At 38.6% G+C, this 17,456-nt stretch carries 12 protein-coding genes; 5 read left to right on the forward strand and 7 right to left on the reverse strand.

What is annotated here, in order from left to right:
• Positions 1–24 precede the first annotated feature (24 nt).
• The 5 genes from HW278_RS00200 to HW278_RS00220 are packed head-to-tail and all read right to left on the reverse strand — an operon-like array spanning position 25 to position 6,133.
• Positions 25–1,287: an aminotransferase class I/II-fold pyridoxal phosphate-dependent enzyme gene (locus HW278_RS00200; RefSeq protein ID WP_015782868.1), complete on the reverse strand. Its 1,263-nt coding sequence runs from the start codon at positions 1,285–1,287 to the stop codon at positions 25–27.
• Positions 1,288–1,321: 34 nt separating this feature from the next.
• Entirely contained in the window at positions 1,322–2,323 is a 1,002-nt protein-coding gene (locus HW278_RS00205; protein ID WP_002671739.1) for a PLP-dependent cysteine synthase family protein, read from the reverse strand.
• A gap of 48 nt (positions 2,324–2,371) precedes the next feature.
• The gene (locus tag HW278_RS00210; RefSeq protein WP_009418728.1) at positions 2,372–2,737 is read right to left on the reverse strand and encodes a hypothetical protein; all 366 of its coding nucleotides are present in this window, start codon (positions 2,735–2,737) and stop codon (positions 2,372–2,374) included.
• 20 nt (positions 2,738–2,757) lie between these two features.
• Positions 2,758–3,627 (reverse strand): nucleoside phosphorylase, encoded by an 870-nt coding sequence (locus HW278_RS00215; RefSeq protein WP_178976564.1) that lies wholly within the window; start codon positions 3,625–3,627, stop codon positions 2,758–2,760.
• Positions 3,628–3,676: 49 nt separating this feature from the next.
• Entirely contained in the window at positions 3,677–6,133 is a 2,457-nt protein-coding gene (locus HW278_RS00220) for a hybrid sensor histidine kinase/response regulator (RefSeq protein WP_255493652.1), read from the reverse strand.
• Positions 6,134–6,828: 695 nt separating this feature from the next.
• On the opposite strand from HW278_RS00220, the gene HW278_RS00225 reads away from it, so the two are divergent.
• The 3 genes from HW278_RS00225 (at position 6,829) to HW278_RS00235 (ending at position 10,840) form a co-directional block, all read left to right on the forward strand.
• Complete coding sequence (locus tag HW278_RS00225) at positions 6,829–7,380, forward strand: DUF4199 domain-containing protein (RefSeq protein ID WP_002671731.1); 552 nt, start codon at positions 6,829–6,831, stop codon at positions 7,378–7,380.
• A gap of 422 nt (positions 7,381–7,802) precedes the next feature.
• On the forward strand, positions 7,803–8,942 hold the full coding sequence (locus tag HW278_RS00230) for a heparan-alpha-glucosaminide N-acetyltransferase domain-containing protein (RefSeq protein ID WP_048746723.1): 1,140 nt from the start codon (positions 7,803–7,805) through the stop codon (positions 8,940–8,942).
• Positions 8,939–10,840, forward strand: a complete 1,902-nt coding sequence (locus HW278_RS00235; RefSeq protein WP_178976566.1) for a S9 family peptidase — start codon at positions 8,939–8,941, stop codon at positions 10,838–10,840. Before HW278_RS00230 ends, HW278_RS00235 begins: the two co-directional genes overlap by 4 nt.
• 47 nt (positions 10,841–10,887) lie before the next feature.
• Here HW278_RS00235 and cysK read toward each other — a convergent pair whose 3' ends face one another.
• Together cysK and HW278_RS00245 are read right to left on the reverse strand one after the other, a co-directional pair.
• A complete protein-coding gene (gene cysK / locus HW278_RS00240; RefSeq protein ID WP_178976567.1) occupies positions 10,888–11,796 on the reverse strand; it encodes a cysteine synthase A in 909 nt (302 codons plus the stop codon).
• 85 nt (positions 11,797–11,881) lie between these two features.
• Positions 11,882–12,724, reverse strand: a complete 843-nt coding sequence (locus HW278_RS00245) for a serine O-acetyltransferase (RefSeq protein WP_009420883.1) — start codon at positions 12,722–12,724, stop codon at positions 11,882–11,884.
• 826 nt (positions 12,725–13,550) lie between these two features.
• Here HW278_RS00245 and HW278_RS00250 point away from each other — a divergent pair.
• Both HW278_RS00250 and HW278_RS00255 read left to right on the forward strand, forming a co-directional pair.
• On the forward strand, positions 13,551–16,184 hold the full coding sequence (locus HW278_RS00250) for a TonB-dependent receptor plug domain-containing protein (protein ID WP_178976568.1): 2,634 nt from the start codon (positions 13,551–13,553) through the stop codon (positions 16,182–16,184).
• Positions 16,185–16,206: 22 nt separating this feature from the next.
• Positions 16,207–17,415, forward strand: a complete 1,209-nt coding sequence (locus HW278_RS00255; RefSeq protein ID WP_178976569.1) for a DUF4876 domain-containing protein — start codon at positions 16,207–16,209, stop codon at positions 17,413–17,415.
• Positions 17,416–17,456: the final 41 nt, after the last annotated feature.

A 17,456-nucleotide genomic window follows, 5' to 3' on the forward strand; every position in this document is an offset into this window, starting at 1 on the left:
TATTCTTTTTCAATTAATAATTAATTACATATCTCCCATTTCTTTAGTAAGTTCAGCATTTATAGCGCGGTATACGCCTGTTTCGAGTTTCTCACGAATCGCTGAGAATGCTTCCAAAGTGCGGTCGATATCTTCTTTACTGTGTGAAGCGGTAGGAATAATGCGCAAAAGTATCATTCCTTTTGGAATCACAGGATAAACTACTATCGACAAGAAGATACCATAGTGCTCACGTAGGTCGTTTACCATAGCCATTGCCTCAGGAATACTACCATGCAAGAATACAGGCGTTACGCAAGTATTGGTATTACCGATATTGAAACCACGTTCTTTAAGTCCGTTTTGCAAACGATTTACATTGTCCCATAACTTTTGTTGTAGTTCGGGCATTGTTTCCATCATTTCCAAACGTTTCAAAGCTCCTTTTACATAAATCATTGGAAGTGATTTAGCAAACATTTGAGAGCGGAGATTGTATTTGAGGTAGTCCACTACTTTAGCATTTCCAGCAACGAAAGCTCCAATACCTGCCATTGATTTAGCAAAAGTAGAAAAATAAACATCAATTTCATCTTGTACGCCTTGGTGAACACCAGTTCCTTCTCCACGAGGACCTAAGGTACCAAAACCGTGCGCATCGTCTACCAAAAGGCGGAAAGGATATTTCTTTTTAAGAGCTACGATTTCTTTAAGTTTGCCTTGTTCACCACGCATCCCGAAAACACCTTCTGAAATCACCAAGATACCGCCTCCTGTAGTTTCAGCTAATTTAGCCGCACGCTCTAAGTTTTTCTCAAAGCTCTCCATATCGTTGTGTTGATAGGTATAGCGTTTACCAAAGTGCAAGCGTACCCCATCGATAATACAAGCGTGTGCATCAACATCGTATACAATCACATCGTTTTTAGTAACCAAAGCATCGATAATAGACACCATTCCTTGGTAACCAAAGTTGAGCAAATAAGATGCTTCTTTGTGTACAAATTTGGCTAAACGTTTTTCGAGTTCTTCGTGCATAGTAGTATGCCCGCTCATCATACGAGCCCCCATAGGGTAAGCAGCACCATACTCGGCAGCTGCTTCGGCATCTACTTTGCGGACTTCAGGATGATTGGCAAGCCCTAAATAGTCGTTGATACTCCAGTTGAGGATTTCTTTTCCTTGAAATTTCATATGAGGGCCTAATTCGCCTTCCAATTTAGGGAATACATAATACCCCTCGGCGTGGTCAGACCAGCGCCCTATACTTCCTTTATTTGCATAAATATGCTCAAATAAATCTTTCATTCGTTCTTTATCTTATTTTGTTAATTGATAATTTTTAGTCAATAAATCCTTGTTTTTTCATCCAATCGTCGCTATAGATTTTGTTCATATAGCGCGAACCGTGGTCGGCGAAGAGGACTACTACGATGCTATTTTCGTCGAATTTACCTGCCTCAGCATATTGTTTTACCGCTTGTATTGCAGCCCCACTAGTGTAGCCCATAAAGAGCCCCTCGGTACGTGCTAATTTGCGAGCCATAAGTGCTGCATCTTTATCGGTTACTTTGATGAACTCATCAATGACATCGAAATCAGTAGCAGTAGGAATCAAGTTTTTACCTATTCCTTCTATTTTGTATGGATATACTTCAGCAGGGTCAAACTCTCGGGTTTCGTGATATTTTTTGATAGCCGAACCATATGCATCTACCCCCAGTACTTGCACTCTTGGGTTTTGCTCTTTTAGGTAGTGAGCAATACCTGAAATGGTACCGCCTGTTCCACTACATACCACCACGTGAGTAATCTCGCCTTGTGTTTGTTCCCATATCTCACGCCCTGTCTGGTAATGAGATTCTGGGTTTAGTGGATTGAAATACTGATTGATGTAAATTGAATCGGGGATTTCGCTGTGTATACGTTTGGCTACCTCGTAATAAGAACGAGGGTCATCGGGAGCAACATTTGCAGGGCACAAATGCACCTCTGCTCCTAAGGCTTGGAGCATTTCTACCTTGTCGTGAGACGATTTATCGCTAATTGCAATGATACAGCGGTAGCCTCTTAGGGCACTTATCATTGCTAAACTGTAGCCCGTGTTACCAGAGCTAGTTTCCACGATGGTACTACCTGGTTTAAGTAATCCCTTACGTTCGGCATCTTCTACAATGTACTTAGCCACCCTATCCTTAGCAGAATGACCCACATTGAAAGCCTCTAGCTTTGCAAAATAACGCCCTTTGAGACCTTTGGTAATTTTGTGCAATTCCAAAAGGGGCGTATTACCAATGAGTTGTAGTAAGCTGCTATGTACGTTCAATGATTCATCTATTTTCATTAGTTACTTAGTTTATTTTGAGTGGCAAAAATACGAATAATTTATCAATTAGCAAATTTCGATAAGCCCTTGAAAGTTGAGTTTATAAGGTTCATCTTTATATAGAGGGAGGGTTTCATCTGTTACATTGCTAAGCCCTACACCTGCATAGAAAGTGCGAGCGTTGTGTTTTTCGGCGTGTTTGCGCACCACTTCCATAAATACGATATCATACTCGGTAGGGTCATCTCCATAAGGCACAGCCCGCACAATGATGAAGTACTTTTGGTTGTTTTTATCTACACATACAAATTGAGGGTCGCGTTTGAGTTCACTATTTACCAATAGGAATTCCCATTGTAGTTCTTTTTGTAAGGCTTCACCTACAATGTTCATCGCTAAATTGTGGAGTTCTTGACCTGTGAGAGGTGTCATATTCACTTTTTATATAGCGACTATTTTGCCAATTGTTCTAAGCCATACACTATCAAGTCTTCTACTACTTTTTTAGTATCCTTAGTAAAAGTACCTGTAGGACGATTGGCAATGATAGCATTGAGTGAAACAGCTTGGTGTCCTAAGAGTTTAGAGAGCCCATAGATGGCTGAGGTTTCCATTTCGAGGTTCGTCATACGATGTCCTTTGTAATTGAAGCTATGGAGCTTGTCGTTGAGGTCAGGGTCTTGCACTGGTAAACGCAATACGCGTCCTTGAGGACCGTAGAAGCCTGGAGCAGTACCTGTAATACCTTCAAATACTCTATCGGTGAGGAGGCGTTTTTTGAGTTCCTGTCCGCAAGCTATGATATAAGGACGACCTTTGAGAGGATTCCAACCTGTATGAGCGATAAAAGCCTCTTCCATAGCGAGTTCACGCACCTTAGGACTATCTTTATACGAATGGAACATATTGTCCATACCCAATCCGTAAGAAGAGAGTACAAAACTATCTACGGGTATATCGGCTTGTAGAGAGCCAGAGGTACCGAAACGCACTATATTGAGCGATGTGAGCTGCTCTTTGGGCTTACGGGTGTTCAAATCAATATTGGCAAGAGCATCGAGTTCGTTGATAACAATGTCGATATTGTCAGGACCTATACCAGTGGAAATTACAGTAAGGCGTTTACCTTTATAAGTACCTGTATGGGTACAAAATTCGCGTTTTTGGGTGCTAAATTCTATATTGTCAAAATAAGCACTCACACGAGGTACACGATTAGGGTCGCCTACCAAAATAACAGTATCGGCTACTTGTTCAGGTCGCAAATTGATGTGGTAAATACTACCATCGGAATTCAAGATAAGTTCAGATTCTTTAATCATAGTATGGTGGTTTTTTAATTCTAAAATATTATTACTTATTATATTTGACTTATTGCATTATTTTCTTTAAATAACTTTCAATAGCTGGTTTGCATTCATTGTTAAACAGCTGTTCTAACTTATGAATTTGAGAATGTAAATCTGAAATGCTTTCATTAGTTACCTTATTTAAGTAGATAAGTATTTCGGATTCACGCTTGGCATTTATCTGTGCAAACATACTAGTCATTTTATGAGCTATTGCCTTAATACCTTTGTAATCCTTATTATCAACATAGATTTTTAAGCTTTCCAAGTTAGTATCTGTTTCGGCTAAGAAATGTTGATAAATATTAACAATACCTTCTATATCATCTCCCATAAAGTTCTCCAATACCTCAGGAGTATATCCTCCTGTGGAAGCATTATCGGTTAAGATAATTGTCTTTTGTTCTACTTTGGTGTCGAGCTTAGGGAAGAACACTTTTAGTTTCTCATAAAACTGCTCAGGAGTAAACGGTTTAGGAAGGATACCAGAGAAGCCACTCTTCATATAAAAACTTTCGGGCACGTCGCGTCTGCCTGTAATGGCTAATACAGGAAGCGGGTTGTTCTTATACTGTTCATTAAAGAGCGTTACAAAGTGGAAGCCATTCATTTCAGGCAATTGTATATCGGTAATTACCAAGTCGAAATTATGGTTAGTCATTTGAGTAAACGCATCTCTACCATTGTTAAACGTAATAGCGTTAATATTTTTCTGCTTTAACAGTTCTTCAATGAGACTAAGGATAGAGAAATCGTCATCAATTACTATAATTGTAATCTTATTGGCGGGCTTGTTTGAGGTTATAATTTGAGGTGCTTTGGTACGCTCTACTACTTTTTCGGCTAAGAAGCGTAAGGTAAAGGTACTGCCCTTGCCTTCGTTACTCTCTAAATATATCTTACCTCTGAGTAAATGCGCCAATTTTTGAGAGATATGCAAGCCTAAACCAGAACCTCCATAACGCTTAGAAATCTCATCGTTGGCTTGAGTAAACTCATCAAAGATGTGTTGTTGCTGTTCTTTCTTTATACCAATACCCGTATCGGTAACGGCAATACCTATTTCATACACATCGTTGCTTAACGGACGTGCATCGGCTTGTATGTGTACGTTCCCGCGTTCGGTAAACTTAAAGGCATTAGAAATGAGGTTATACAATATCTGCTTCACACGATAAGCATCACTTGAAAAGTTTAGATTATTTACCGTTTCGGAAAAAGTGAAGGTAAGATTTATTTCCTTAGTTTTATAAGCTGACTTCACATTATTGGCTACCTCATCAATAATTTCGGCGGTATTGAAAGGAACTTTTTCAACAGATATTTTTCCTGCCTCGATACGAGTATAATCTAATAGTTCATCTACTAATTTAGATATATATTCTGATGAATACTTGATATGTGAAAGATAATTCTTACCCTTATCGGAGATTTTCTGTTTGCTAAGCAATTCGGAATATCCCACAATAGAACTCAATGGAGTACGCAAATCGTGGCTTACCATAGAAATGAGTTGCTCACGGTTTTTCAGTAGGTTATACGATTTCCGGTTAGCGGTTTCGAGTTTACGACGATAACGTTGAGAGGTAACAAAATCATTGATAATCACAATAGAAGAAATGGCAATAATGCCCAAAGCTACCAAAAAAGCTAACATCAATAGGTTTTTACTATTCTCAAAAATAGCTCGACGCTCTTGACTTAGCTTTTGTGAATTAGCCAATACCTCTTCTTCAAAATTATGTAGTAGGTCGTCAAGTTTTTGAGATAAACGCACATCGTTTTGCCAAAGGCTTTGCATTCGTTCATTAATTTGGCTTTTAGACTCTTGCGTATCTTCATTTACCTTATTGAGCAAGGTAAGCGTTTCCATTACTACCTTATCGAATTTGGTATTTTTGAACGTTTTTGGAATCTTGATGTTCTTATATTTCTTTAAGATAGAGGCAATATCAGTAGCGGGAACAGGAGTATATTCTCTATTTTTACGTCGGGAATAGGTTTTGTTATATACTTCATAACCTAAATAAGGTTCCAAACTTGAGAGCTTACTGATGGCACTGCGAATAATGATAGAAGTACTGTCGCTTTCTTGAAAAGCTTTTAACTCCTGCAAGTTTTCACTTTTAAGATTTAGCAAAGAAGTAATAGTATCGAGAGTTAAGAGCTGTCTTTCGGAAGTAATATCACGACGAAATTTTAGTACCTCATTCTGTAAAGTAACATTCTTTTCTAAGAAAACTTGAAGCGCTTCTCTATCATCGGTACGTATAGCGACCCTTCCTGCGCTTTCGGTATCGTTCATTAGGGTGAGTATCTTGCTAATTTGGATAATTTTATTTCTGTCTTGCTGGTTAATTTCTTCTTGGTGTGAGAGTTTTTGTATTTCTTTATAAACTACATATCCAGCTACAATAGACACGCAGATGAGCAATACATAGCTCACAATAACTTTAAGAGTTACTTTGTTTGACTTCATTTTGAGTATTTTAGTGCGTAAAAAAGACATTTATTAACCGACAAAAGTACGACTTTTTTTTAAATGTACAACTATAATAAGAAAAATCTATGTTTTTAAGAAGTAAAAGATAAAAAAATAGTTAATGATTAATGGTTAATGGTTAATGGTGAAATTAGGAGAGGATTATAGAAAGCTTATAAGATAGTTGAACAATGAGAGGCTTTTCAGTGGCTCTACAGTGGCTCTACAGTGGCTCTACAGTGGCTCTACAGTGGCTCTACAGTGGCTCTACAGTGGGTCTACAATGAATAAAAGACGGTGCGAGTTGCACGGGTAGATAGAGAAAAGAGGAACAATGAACGAACAAAAGACGAACAAATGACGAACAATGAACGAAGGAAAGACAAACAAATGACGAACAAATGACGAACAATGAACGAACAAAAAACGAAGGTAAGTTAACGTTAAAACAGAGATAAAAAGAAGGTTATTGGAGGTCTTCAACTTTGCCAAAGTTAAATCTTGGCAAAGTCCATACCACTAAAGCGAAAATAAGATTGAGAGCAGAAGATAATTTGTTGTAGAACTGGTGTTTATAAGAAATGATTTATACAAGGGGATTTCCAAGGTGAGAAAAAAAGAAGAAAAATTTATTTTTTTTATTGTATGTATTAATATTTTTTCTACTTTTGTGGCATTAACTTAAATATTCAATGTTTATGGAAACAAAAAATGTAAATTTCCTAAGTATTGCACTTAGAAACGGTATTTTATTGGGGGTTGCTTGTGTAGTTTTAAGCGTATTGCTATACGTAACAAACCTTTTGTACACTGGAAGTTTTTTGATAGGTGCTATCACTTGGCTATTGAATTTAGCTATCTGTGTAGTTTTTATCGTGATGGCTGTTCAGCAGTACAAAACGGCTAACGACGGTTTCTTAACTGTAGGTGAAGCTATTAAAGTGGGGATAGTAACCGCTCTCGTGGGAGGGGTAATCGCTGCTATTTACAGTGTAATCTACACTACTGTTATTGACCCCAACTATTATGAAAAAGTAGTAGAGGTTACAATGGAAAAAATGAGTGCTTTTACCTCTAATTTCAGTGAAGAGCAAATGGAAGAGCTTCGCGAAAAAACACTTCAAAGCAAGCCTTCTGTGGTATGGACATTCTTTTCATCGATATTGGGCTCTGCCATTGGAGGGGTTATTATCTCGGCTATAGTAGGGGCTGTGAAGAAGAAAGAACGCCCAATGCCTCTTTAGTAGTTAATGCCTTTCAATAGATAAAAACAACTGATTAACAGTAATAAAACTTTGCCAAAGATTGTAGCGCAACAAGCTATTGAAACTTTGGCAAAGTTCTTTTATTACAAAAGAGCTAACATTGCTCGTTGCTTGTTGATGCTATTAAGTCAAACACATAAAATTTCCTTTTAAAAAGAAGAAACAGAAATTGAAACAAATTAGTTTCAAAATTTTAAAAAAATCGGTAGTAAGCTACCTAAAATACTTTGCTAAAACCATTCTCAGAAGATAAAACCTCAATTTTTGTTTAATTCATAATGACGTAAGCCACACTTCTTTACTCATTGATTTTCGTGCGTTTTCCTTAGTTAGTTCTTAACTATTACTTGCTAATTGTTATTTATTTTGTACCTTTGCACCCTCTTTATGATATTAAGATTATGGAAAAAATAAAGAAATTCAGACTTGACTTCATAGATGTGATTCGCGCCTTTGCTATCTGTATGATGCTACAAGGGCATTTTATAAATGGACTACTTGCTGACCGCTACCGCGACGAAAATAACTTTATATACTGGCTATGGCACTACTGCACTGGTATTACCGCTCCTGTGTTCTTCACTGTTTCGGGGTTTATCTTCACTTTTTTATTGGTAAAAGAAAGTGATGCTACAAAAGTAGGCTGGAATAACCCTCGCGTGAAGAAAGGTATTAGGCGTGGACTGATGCTCATTGGTATTGCTTACTTCTTGCGTATGAGTTTCCAAAGCGTAGATGTACTGCACTGTATTGGGCTTTCGCTTTTGTTGCTCATCGCTACTTACCTACTTTCATATAACCGCAAGTCGTGGGTAATGCCTACGATATTGCTCACCACTACCCTACTGGCGTTCACTTTTGAGCCTTTTTACAAGGATTTGCGCTTTGATTCACTACCCTTGCCGATTGCTAATTATCTAACTCGTGCACACGGTAGTTTCTTTCCTATTTTTCCTTGGTTTGGCTATGTGTCGTTTGGAGGGTTTATGGGATATCTATTTCAGCGATATAAAAATCACCCTCACTTATACCGCAATGCTATTCTGCTATTTCTAAGCGTAGGAGCATTCTTGTTGTGGGGTTTTCACTTTATGATAGAACAACTGTTCTATATCAACCATTCGCCATTTTTTGAGCAACTAATGCAGGACTTTGCTTATTTGCGTTTGGGGAATGTGTTACTCGTGTTTGGTTTCTTTGCCCTAATGCGCAATGTGATTACTTCACAACTGATTAAAACTATTGGGCAAAACACCCTATCGATTTACGTTATACACTGCTTTATCATATATGGTAGTATTACCTCACACGGGCTTATACAGCACTTCGGAGGGCAGTTAAAACCTTATCAAGTGGTATTAGGAGCGCCTGCCTTTATAGCCGTATGCGTATGGTTATCATTTATTTACAATCGGGTAAAACCTGTTATCAAATCAGGGATTGCTTTTGTATTAAAAGAAATCAGAGCGTTTTTGGTAGAGAGTTACCAATTTATTGTAAAACTATTAGGAAGGCTTGTTGCCTTATTTGTTAAGGAATGAAAAAACATCTTATTATTTTAGCTTCGGTTATGGCATTTAATAGCATACAAGCACAACAACCTCTCACCCCCGAAAAACTATGGGAACTACATCGTGTGAATGGTATAGGTATTACTCCCGACCAACAATACGTATTGGTGAGTGTGAGTACTCCAAATATAAAGGAAAATACTTTTAACAAAGAATACTATAAACTTGCCGTAAAAGGAGGTGTACCCATTCCTATAAGCAAAGAAGAGGTAGAAAAGCTCACGGCTAAATACAATACCGATAAAAGCCTAAAGCTCACTCATAAGGAAGTAAAATTAAAGTCGGTTTTAGGGAAAGACTTCTATACCGACTTAGAAAAATCATCAGGAAAGCTGTACAGTAGCTTAGACCATCGCCATTGGGACACGTGGAATGAAGGTAGTTACAATCACGTGATGATAGAAGATAGTAATGGTAAGCAAACTGATATAATGGAAGGACTGCCCTATTACTGTCCGCAGTTGCCTTTTGGAGGTGATGAGGATTATATATGGAGTCTCGACGGTAAAAAGGTACTTTATGTTACCAAAGCCAAAGTAGGCACTGATTATGTACTAAGCACTAATACTGATATCTACGAGTACGACCTCACCACAAAAAAAACAACAAACCTCACCGAAGGAATGATGGGGTATGACACTAACCCTCAGTATAACAAAGAAGGCGTTCTTGCGTGGCTCAGTATGGCACACGATGGTAATGAAGCTGATAAAAACGACCTTTACATATTGAAGGACGGCAAGCGCATTAACCTTACAGCTAACTGGGATAATACTGTTTTCAGTTACCGATGGAGCAATGATGGGAAGCAAATATACCTAATTGCGGCTACCCAAGGAACAGAGCAAGTGTTTGTAGTAGCTCCTTTTAGTAAAGATACTTCTCCAAGACAACTCACACAAGGCGTATTTGATGTGAATAGTATAGTAGGACAAGCAGGAGACCAATTGGTTGTGATGCGCACGGATATGAACCACGCAGCTGAACTGTATACTATCAATTTAAAAGAGAAAAAAGGACGCATAACACTATCACAGCTTTCACATTTTAACGATGAGCTATACAAAGGGATTGCTGAATGTCCTATTAAGGAGCGTATCATCAAAACTACTGACGGCAAGAGAATGCACGCTTGGGTAATTTACCCACCGAACTTTGACCCTAACAAGAAGTACCCTACCCTACTCTACTGCCAAGGAGGACCACAATCTGTTGTGAGCCAGTTTTACAGTTTCCGTTGGAACTTCCAAGTAATGGCTTCGCAAGGTTATATAGTGATAGCTCCCAACCGCAGAGGATTACCAGGCTTTGGAGTAAAATGGAATGCGGAAATTAGCGGAGATTGGGGCGGACAGCCGATGCGTGATTACCTATCGGCTATTGATGATATTGCTAAGGAACCTTATGTAGACAAAGAACGATTGGGAGCTATAGGTGCCAGCTACGGAGGATATTCAATCTACTACTTAGCAGGTATTCACCAAAAACGCTTTAAGAGCTTTATTGCCCATTGCGGAGTATTCAACTTACAAAGTATGTATGGCACTACCGAAGAGCTCTTCTTTAATAACAACGAAATAGGAGGTGCTTATTGGGATAAAAAGAACGCTGTAGCGCAAAAATCGTATAAAGAGTTTAATCCTATAGAGAAGATTACAGAATGGGACACCCCTATTCTCATCATTCACGGAGGGAAAGACTACCGAGTACCCGAAGAACAGGGATTCCAAGCTTTTACAGCAGCTCAACTGAGAGGCATCAAAAGTGAGTTACTTTATTTTCCTGATGAGAACCACTGGGTATTACAACCTCAGAATGGACTCTTATGGCAGAGAACATTCTTCAAATGGCTAAAAGAAACATTATAAAACTAAAAAGAGGCTATCCTAATCGGGTAGCCTCTTTTTTCTATATATTAGAAGAGTCCTTCTACTGACCAATAGCGTTCGCCTGTATCATAGTTTACGGTAAGGACACGTGCCTTAGGGTCTTTTTTGAGTACTTTGGCTACGGCTGCCAAAGAAGCTCCCGTAGAAATACCAGCTAAAATACCTTCTTCTTTCGCTAACTTGCGGGCATATTCAAAAGCCTCATCTTTACTTATTAATAGAATATCATCTACAAGCTTCGCATCATAATTCTTTGGCACAAAACCAGCACCTATCCCTTGTAGAGGGTGAGGACCAGCTGCCCCTCCACTGAGTACGGGTGATAGTTCAGGTTCTACGGCTATGGCTTTAAGATGAGGGAAGTGTTGTTTAAGCACTTTGGATACCCCAGAAATATGTCCGCCAGTACCGACTCCTGTTACAAAATAATCAAAGCCATCGGGGAAGGATTGCAAGATTTCTTGAGCAGTGGTGCGCTCGTGTACCTCAGGGTTAGCAGGGTTTTCGAACTGTTGAGGCACCCAATAGTTAGGTTTACCTTCGGCTATTTCGAGGGCTTTAGCAATGGCACCTCCTGTTCCTTTTTCCTTTGGAGTTAATACAACCTCAGCCCCATAAGCCGACACCAATTTACGGCGCTCTATACTCATAGATTCAGGCATTACCACAATGAGCTTATAACCTTTTACAGCAGCTACTAAGGCAAGCCCAACCCCCGTATTACCTGAGGTAGGCTCTACAATCACAGTATTTTTATTGAGGATACCTTTGTTTTCAGCATCTTCAATCATTGCGAGTGCGATACGGTCTTTAATACTACCGCCTGGGTTCAAGCGTTCTAACTTGATAAATACGTTGGCATCTTTACCAAACAATCGATTAATTTTCACTTCGGGAGTACGCCCGATAAGTTCTAAAACATTTTTGTACAACATTATATAATTATTTATTAGTTACGTATTTGTTAATAGTTAGTGGTTAATGATTAGTGAATTGGTATTAGGGACTAATGTTTAAAGACTAAATTACAAAATTAATAGGTTCTTCATACACTTCGTTGTCTTTTACTATAATTTGACTCTTGTGGAAAACTTTGGTAAAAGGTTCTATACTATGGGTAAGCCATACGTTCCCGCCAATAACGCTATCGTGACCTATTACGGTTTCACCCCCTAAGATTGTGGCACCTGAGTAAATTACCACATTGTCTTGAATAGTGGGATGACGCTTGGTATGAGCCTTATCTACCGATACTGAGAGTGCCCCTAAGGTAACCCCTTGGTATACTTTTACGTGGTTACCTATAACCGTAGTTTCACCAATAACGATAGCCGTACCGTGGTCTATCATAAAAGGGACGCCAATGGTTGCTCCTGGGTGAATGTCGATACCTGTTTTGCTATGGGCGTATTCGGTGAGTATACGGGGCAAGAGTGGTACTTCGCGCGTCCATAGTTCGTGAGCGATACGATATACCATAATAGCAAAGAAACCAGGATAGGTAACTTGTACTTCTCTGAGAGAGGTAGCTGCTGGGTCGCTATCAATAAAATACTGAGCATCTTGTTTTAATTGAGCATAAATAGTGGGCAAAATACAATCGTAATAATCAGTCAGTTGCTCTTTCTGAGGTTCGTTTTGCAGAAAATCATCTACAATACTGATAAAATCATAACGCAATTCCTCATAGCGTGCTTCTATATTCGATTTAGAGAGACAAGTACGCTCATCTATGAGAAATAAGAACTGAAAGAGTTCTTCTACAAAGGCGTTAATACGCTGTTTGCTTACGTGATGTTTGATATTTTTACTTTCTTGATAGAGTTCGATAATGAAACTCTCGGTGCAATTTACTTTTGTCATTATTATAAAAAAATAGCCCCACTACCTATTATGAGCAGTGGGGTGTTGTTATTTCGTTTACTAAAATATATATACTGATACTTTCAAGAAATAACGAGCCTTGCACCGCTCACAGGGAAGGTACAACACATCATCATTATTTGAAAAGCATACAGTTTCATACAGTACTATTCTATTAATCGGGGCAAAGGTAAGAATATTTTTCTAACTACCAAAGAAAAACTGAAATATTTTTATTTTTTTTGTTATACAAAAAGATATAATCGGAGTTCTAGGATTGTCTTAAAAAAGAGATGAGGAAGCAGAAAGATAACGAAGAGGAACGGAAGAGGTAATTCAGGGAAAAGATAAAAGATAAGAGGTAAAATGGGTATGCTTAGCTTATAGGAAGCTTATAGGAAGCTTATACGAATCTTGGACGATTGGTATAGAAAAGGTATATAAATGATTGATTAATAATATAATACAACAAGGCTAAAAATGTTAAAAATGAGGTTTCGAGGCGAAAGAAAGAGAAGGATAAATTAGAGAATTAGTCAATTTGAAAGTTAGGAAATTTGGAATTTAATAAATGCAAAAGTGACTTATTGGAGGTTTCGGGAAAACTTTAAAAGATATGGAAGGAAGAGGATAGTAAGAGGTGCAGGGGTTAAATGTATTCGACGAGAGGTAATATAGTGATGCAAAAGCGATTGAAAAAATAGTATTCTGTTATATTTAACAGATGTTAAATTAAGCATTTTTATAAGTTTAATATTAATATTATTTAGATTTGTTTTATATAATTCAAAAAAAGTACTACCTTTGCAGTCCTATTTAGTGAAGAATGAAAAGTAAAAAGAAATATACACAATCATTACGATACCAAAGGTTCATCTCTTTGGTACTCATTGCTTTTCCTATTTTTTGCTCAGCTCTTTACGCTCAAACTGCAACTCTCACTACTGTTTCTCCTACTACTATTTCTGATACTACACAGCCTATTCAGTTAGAGGAAGTAGTGGTAACTGCTAAAGAACTTCCTGCACCTACTTCTACTTCGCTTATCGACCGAAAGGCTATGCGACATCTCCAGCCGTCCAGCTTTGCCGATTTGGTGAGTTTACTTCCTGGTCGACAAGTTACTACTCCCTCATTGAATTATGCCAATACGCTCACTCTCAGGCAGACAGGAACGCCTATGGACGGTTATAGTATTTCCTCTTTAGGCATAGGCTTCAATATTGATGGTGTTCCCTTAGATGTGAATAACAATATGCAATCTACGGTAGGTACCGGAATGATTATCACCCCTCAATCGAATTACGCCGATGAGAAGCGCAACACTACTCGCTCGGGGGTAGATATGCGCACCATTGCTACCGATGATATTGAAACAGTGGAGATTATACGCGGTATTCCATCGGTGAAATTTGGTGACATCAGCAGTGGAGTAGTAACAATTCACCGCCAAAAAGGCTATACTCCCCTTAGGGCGCGCGCCAAAGCCGATGGTTTTAGCAAACTTTTCTATATAGGCAAAGGCTTTGAACTTAATGAAAATCGTCTCAAACTCAACTTTAGTTTAGATTATTTAGATTCCCAACCCGACCCGCGTAACAGCTTTGAAAACTACAAACGTTACACTGCTTCGGCTCGTGCCGAAAAACACTTTAATACCAAAAATCCGCTTACGTGGAATTTCAGCATCGACTATACGGGTACTATCGACAAGGAAAAACGCGACCCCGATGTAGGTCTTGATCGCTATGATGCTTATCAATCTACTTACAACAATATCCGTATCGCCAATGGGCTGAGTTGGGAACTCCACAAAACATTCTTCAAAACATTGGTACTTAAGACTAGTTACTCGCAGAGTTTCGACCGTATTGAACAAGACAAATGGGTGCAAATCACCAATGCGCGCCCCGTTTTCACAAACACAGAAGCTGGTGAATTTTATGGCGCATTTTCCGACCCTAACTATGTGTCGCACTTGCTCGTAGATGGCAAACCGCTACACCTTTATACCGACTTTGCAGCAGGAGGTTATAAACGTTTTGCAGGATTCCTTAACGAGTTTCTTATAGGGCTTACTTACAACTACAACAAAAACAACGGTCTGGGTCAGGTATACGATTTGGCGCACCCACCTTCACCCGAAATGACTACACGTCCGCGTGCTTTCAAGAGTATTCCCGCGATGCAGGATATGTCTTTTTATGTTGAAGAACAGTTAGAAAAAACCTTTTGGCATACCGATTTCTTCTTGCGTGCCGGTTTGCGTGCCAACACCCTTTTAGGACTTGATTCACGCTACGCATTGCATAACAAGATGTGTTTCGACCCACGTGTGAATATGAAAGTTACTTTCCCTAAAATTGAATTTGCTAACCAAAAAGCTCTCAGTATCAGTCTTACAGGTGGTTGGGGCAAGCATAGCAAACTCCCTACTCAAGAGATGCTCTACCCTCAAGAAAAATACGAAGATTTTGTTCAGCTAAATTACTATCACAGTCAAAGGGCATACCGCCAATTGCACTATAAAACATATATTTTTCCGCAAGTGAACTACAGCATTATGCCCGCCGTAAACAGCAAAGCCGAAGTGCGCCTTGGCTTGGAATACGACCATCATTCGCTGTTTATCACCTATTTCGACGAGCGTATGCAATCGGGTTTCCGAAAGATGAGCGATTATCACAAGGTATTCTATAAAAAATACGATGCTACAGGGCTCAATCACAATGCGATTACTGCCCCTCCTTTGGTAGAAAACCTGCCCTATACTTTGCAAGACGCCCTGATACTCTCAGATATGGAGAGCAATGGCTCAGCTATCGATAAAAAAGGGGTGGAATTTCAGTACAGTAGCAAGCGCCTACAATTGCTTAACACTCGCTTTACCCTTAGTGGTGCGTGGTTTCACAGCTTGTATTACAACTCATTGCCTGTATATCGTCCTGCCGATAAAGATATCATTAACAACCGCAAATATTACAATCTGGGAGTATATCCTGAAATGGAGAAGTACGACTGTGAACAGTTACAAACCAGTCTCGTAGCCGATACTTACCTCCCTGAACTGCATCTCATCACCTCTGTGCGTTGCGACCTCACTTGGTATGTTATCAACAGCAGTCCATCTCTTAGTCGTGTGCCCACTCACTACATCAGTGAAGATGGTGTGCGTCACCCATATACAGCGACAGAAGCGAGTGACCCCGTATTGCAATGGCTCATACGCCCTACAACTATAAGTCTCAGTGATAGAACTCCACTATCAGTGAACATACATCTAAAAATATCAAAAGAATTTTATAAATACTTTACCCTTTCGATATATGTAAACAATCTGTTCAACTTTTACGAGGACTACCGTGTGAACAGACAATACATCAACCGTCGCGGACTTATCAACCCCTATTTTGGAATGGAGATGAACATTTCTTTAGGGAAGAGTAAATTAGTAAATTAGCAAATTAATAAATTAACATATTATGAGACATTTAAAACAATTTTTAGCTTTAGTACTTACTTTAGTGCTCTTAAACGCTTGTAAGAAGGATGATGATAATATCAACACCTTTGTTACTACACGCAATCTTACCCTTCAGCTACAAAATCCTGATAAGGTAACCAATGTTCGGTATGGTACGCTCACCCTTACTCTTACAGAACTCAACAAGAATGAGAAAGTAGAACGTATTTTTACCAATATTTCTCAAAATGAATTAACCCTTCCTCTTTTGATGGGGAGCTATGAACTGCGCATTGCCACCACTGCTACTTATACCCTTGATGGCAAGACCGTAGCAGGTGAACTTAGTGCTTTCGTTAGCAAAATAGATGTGCTTAGCGATAGCTCTTTTAAAGTACCTTTATCTATCAAAGCTAAAGGTAATGACTTTATTATAGAAGAAATCTTTTTTGTTGGCACTTTAACTCCTGAAGGAAAACAATACTTTGGTGACCAGTATATCAAACTTTATAACAATACCGATAAGGTGCTTTACGCCGATGGTTTGGTATTAGCAGATTCTAAGTTTTTAACGGTAACCAAAAGAGATTACACTCCCAATATAATGAAAGAAGCCTTTGCAGTAGAAGGTATGGTGCAAATACCTGGTACAGGCACTCAATATCCCGTGCAACCAGGTGCTTCTATTGTTATTGCTGAACAAGGAATTAACCATAAAGAAAACAATCCTAATTCTTTAGATTTGAGCAAAGCTAACTTTGAAAATTATTATCCTCCAAGAGTAAAAGATATAGATAGCCCTACTGTTACCAATAACATCAATTTGTATGGTATTCTCATATTCAATAATCGAGGTAATAGAAGCTATGTGATAGCGCGTTTTCCAGAAGGTACTGCTACTTCTACTCTTAGATATGACTATGAATATGAAGTTAATGTTAAAGGCAAAATAGTTAAAAAGACAGGAAGTACGTTGAAAATTCCTAATGAGTGGATAGTAGATGCCGTAAATCTAAGTACTGAAAAAGGTTTCGAATGGTTGGTGACCGATACTTCTTTGGATTCAGGCTATACTTATGTAACTAAAGATGAGGAAGACAAAACTCGTTATGGCAAATCTGTACGCCGTAAGGTTCTTTCTGAAAACAATGGTAAGCCTATCTTTAAAGATACTAACAACTCTACTGAAGATTTCGAAATCCTCACTACACCTACACTTAAAAAGTGAAAAGTGAAGAGTGAAATATTGCTTTTGCAGATTTAACTTTG

Source organism: Capnocytophaga sp. oral taxon 902, from assembly GCF_013394735.1.
GTDB classification, from domain to species: Bacteria; Bacteroidota; Bacteroidia; order Flavobacteriales; family Flavobacteriaceae; genus Capnocytophaga; species Capnocytophaga ochracea.

Bases quoted from the DNA above. Each gene is read 5' to 3' on its own strand.
- HW278_RS00210 (WP_009418728.1), bottom strand. From the start codon at position 2,737: ATGACACCTCTCACAGGTCAAGAACTCCACAATTTAGCGATGAACATT.
- HW278_RS00215 (WP_178976564.1), bottom strand. From the start codon at position 3,627: ATGATTAAAGAATCTGAACTTATCTTGAATTCCGATGGTAGTATTTAC.
- HW278_RS00205 (WP_002671739.1), bottom strand. From the start codon at position 2,323: ATGAAAATAGATGAATCATTGAACGTACATAGCAGCTTACTACAACTC.
- HW278_RS00250 (WP_178976568.1), top strand. From the start codon at position 13,551: ATGAAAAGTAAAAAGAAATATACACAATCATTACGATACCAAAGGTTC.
- HW278_RS00200 (WP_015782868.1), bottom strand. From the start codon at position 1,287: ATGAAAGATTTATTTGAGCATATTTATGCAAATAAAGGAAGTATAGGG.
- HW278_RS00255 (WP_178976569.1), top strand. From the start codon at position 16,207: ATGAGACATTTAAAACAATTTTTAGCTTTAGTACTTACTTTAGTGCTC.
- HW278_RS00235 (WP_178976566.1), top strand. From the start codon at position 8,939: ATGAAAAAACATCTTATTATTTTAGCTTCGGTTATGGCATTTAATAGC.
- HW278_RS00245 (WP_009420883.1), bottom strand. From the start codon at position 12,724: ATGACAAAAGTAAATTGCACCGAGAGTTTCATTATCGAACTCTATCAA.
- HW278_RS00230 (WP_048746723.1), top strand. From the start codon at position 7,803: ATGGAAAAAATAAAGAAATTCAGACTTGACTTCATAGATGTGATTCGC.
- cysK (WP_178976567.1), bottom strand. From the start codon at position 11,796: ATGTTGTACAAAAATGTTTTAGAACTTATCGGGCGTACTCCCGAAGTG.
- HW278_RS00225 (WP_002671731.1), top strand. From the start codon at position 6,829: ATGTTTATGGAAACAAAAAATGTAAATTTCCTAAGTATTGCACTTAGA.
- HW278_RS00220 (WP_255493652.1), bottom strand. From the start codon at position 6,133: ATGAAGTCAAACAAAGTAACTCTTAAAGTTATTGTGAGCTATGTATTG.